Raw genomic sequence first — 2,614 nt, 5'->3', positions numbered from 1 at the left:
CTACATCGGCAATCGTTCGAGCGGCCGACAGGGCGTCGCCGTCGCCCTCGCAGCGGCCGATCGCGGCGCGGACGTCACCCTGGTGGTCGCGCACGTCGAGACGGAGGCGGCCGCATCCGCGCGCCGGCATCCGCGCATACAGACCGTGGAGGTCGGCACCGCGGCCGATCTGCAGTCGGTCGTCGGGGCGGCCGCGGTCGGGGCCGATGTCGTCGTGATGGCCGCGGCCGTCTCGGACTACCGGGTCGCGGCCGTCTCCGACACCAAGCTCGCCAAGGAGACGGATGACGGTCTCACCCTCGAGCTCGTGCAGAACCCCGACATCCTCGCGGGTCTCGCCGCCGCCCGGCCCGACGGGCAGACGATCGTGGGATTCGCGGCCGAGACCGAGCCGGACCGAGAGCGCCTGCTCGAGCGGGGTCGGCGCAAGCGCGAGCGTAAGGGCGCGGACCTGCTCGTCGTCAACGAGGTGGGGTGGTCGCGCGGGTTCGAGCAGCCGGACAACGCGGTGGCGATCATCGGCCACGGCGGGCACGTGGTCGCCGAGCGGCGCGGCAGCAAGCGCGAGATCGCCGACGCCCTCTGGGACGTCGTCGTGACGGCGCGGCGATCCCGGAACGCCCGGGAATGACGAAGGCCGCCACCGGCGGGTGACGGCCTTCGCGAAGTCGATCAGCGGATCAGGACAGTGCCTTCGCCTTGAGCTTCTCGTACTCCTCGGTGGTGATGGTGCCGGCCTTCAGCAGCTCGGCGGCGTGGGCGATCTCCTCGGCCGGGCTCTTGCCGCCCGAGACCTGCTGGATGTACGCGTCGGTCGCCGCCTTCGCCTGCTGCGCCTCGGAGGCGCTGCGCTCGGCCATGCCCTTGCCGCGCGCGATGAGGTAGACCAGCGCGGTCAGGAAGGGCACGAAGATCAGGAAGATGATCCACAGCGCCTTCCACCAGCCGTTCAGCTTGTGGTCGCGGAAGAGGTCGCCGATGATGGCGAACAGCGCGAAGAGGTAGGCGATGAACGCGAATGCGAACAAGAACCACCAGATCACGTCGAAAAAGTTCTCCCAGAAGCCCATATTCTCGTCCTTTCGGCGTTCTGCATGGATGCGAGGTGTTGCGCAGGTCGTGCAGAGCGAAGCGCGCAAGGAGGAACGCGTCCCCCACCGCGGAATGATACCGCTCCCTGGGAAAACGTTGGGAACGAATTCTGCGGATGCTGCCTCCGGTCGCGCTGACACCGCATCCGGTCCGCCTCGTGCAGGTGCGGACGCGGCGGCCCCACCGGATGCGCGCCGGTAAGGTGGGCGTGCGGCGCCACCCGCGCGCCCGTGAACGGATAGGCGCGATGAGCACGACCCCGCCCGGATGGTACGACGACGGACACGGCGCGCTGCGCTGGTGGGACGGTGCCCAGTGGACCGAGCACGTCCACGTGCCCGAGCAGCCGGAAGCTGCAGCGGAACCGGACCACGACGCCCCCGCTGAGGCCTCCACGATGTCCACGGACGCCTCCGCGACACCCGCCGACGCGGACCCCGCTTCGCAGCTGTTCGCGGCCCCGGGAAGCGCCTCCGACGTCACGCCGCCCGGTCAGCCCGCCTTTCAGCAGACGGGTGACCCGCAGGTCTCGGGTCTACCGCCCGCGGGCTACCCCGGTGCAGGGGTCGGAGGCGCGTTCATCTCCGCCACCGAGCCGAAGTCCTCCAAGCTCTGGATCGTGTGGGTGGTCGTGGGTGTCGTGCTCCTGGGCATCGTGGCGCTCGCGGCGGTCTTCATTCCGCTCGCGCTGGGCATGCTGCAAGGCGGCGGCGCCGCCTCCGGCGAGACGGCCGATGAGCGCGCGGCGATCGAGACCGTGCAGACCTACGACAGCGCCTGGCGCGAGGGGGACTGCGACGCCTACGTCGCCTCGACCACGGAGTACTTCCGCGACTACCTCGGCATCGCGGACTGCGAGACCTTCCAGGTGAGCGCCGCCGAGTTCGCCGCGACCACGTCGGGCTACGAACTGACGGTGACCGACATCGAGACCGGCGACGGCGAGATCGTGCTGCAGACCCGCGAGACGTACATGTCTAGTGTCGACGAATACGGTTCGCCGCTGCCCGAGCCGCAGCCGGCTCAGGACGACTACACGTATGTCCTGGTGTCGGAGGACGGCGCCTGGCTCATCGACGACGCATCGGTCGAATGAGCGAAGCCGCTGTCCGCGCGCGCACGCCGCGCTTCATCATCACGTGCCTTCTCGTCGGCGCCCTCGCCGGCCTCCTCTCCGGACTCTTCGGCGTCGGGGGCGGCACCGTCATCGTGCCGCTGCTCATGCTCATCCTCGGCTTCGACCAGCGCCTCGCCGCGGGCACGTCGCTCGCCGCGATCGTTCCGACCGCGACGGTGGGGGTGATCTCCTACGCGGTGCACGGCTCGGTCGCATGGATCCCCGCCCTCATCCTCGCCGGCGGCGCGGTGATCGGAGCGCAGATCGGCACGTGGCTGCTCGCACGTCTGCCGGTCACGGTGCTGCGGTGGGGCTTCGTCGCCTTCCTCGCGGTGGTGATCGTGAGCCTGTTCTTCGTCATCCCGTCGCGCGAGGCGGGGCTGCCGCTGACGTGGCTGAGCGGTG

At 70.1% G+C, this 2,614-nt stretch carries 4 protein-coding genes; 3 read left to right on the top strand and 1 reads right to left on the bottom strand.

The genetic code is table 11. The features are described 5' to 3' along the window. A partial coding sequence (locus B4E30_RS13170; protein WP_286795544.1) for a phosphopantothenoylcysteine decarboxylase occupies positions 1 to 631 on the top strand: 631 nt, incomplete at its 5' end. Between the two features lie 49 nt (positions 632 to 680). Here B4E30_RS13170 and B4E30_RS13165 read toward each other — a convergent pair. After that, positions 681 to 1,070, bottom strand: a complete 390-nt coding sequence (locus tag B4E30_RS13165) for an SHOCT domain-containing protein (protein ID WP_071043803.1) — start codon at positions 1,068 to 1,070, stop codon at positions 681 to 683. Positions 1,071 to 1,339: 269 nt separating this feature from the next. On the opposite strand from B4E30_RS13165, the gene B4E30_RS13160 reads away from it, so the two are divergent. Further along, the gene (locus B4E30_RS13160; RefSeq protein WP_228480945.1) at positions 1,340 to 2,188 is read left to right on the top strand and encodes a DUF2510 domain-containing protein; all 849 of its coding nucleotides are present in this window, start codon (positions 1,340 to 1,342) and stop codon (positions 2,186 to 2,188) included. Beyond that, positions 2,185 to 2,614: sulfite exporter TauE/SafE family protein (locus tag B4E30_RS13155; protein WP_286795543.1), on the top strand; the 430-nt coding region annotated here is incomplete at its 3' end. The genes B4E30_RS13160 and B4E30_RS13155, both read left to right, overlap by 4 nt.

Source organism: Microbacterium sp. UBA3394 (assembly GCF_002358725.1).
Taxonomy (GTDB): domain Bacteria; phylum Actinomycetota; class Actinomycetes; order Actinomycetales; family Microbacteriaceae; genus Microbacterium; species Microbacterium luteum.
This window is presented reverse-complemented; position numbering and strand designations above follow the sequence as displayed.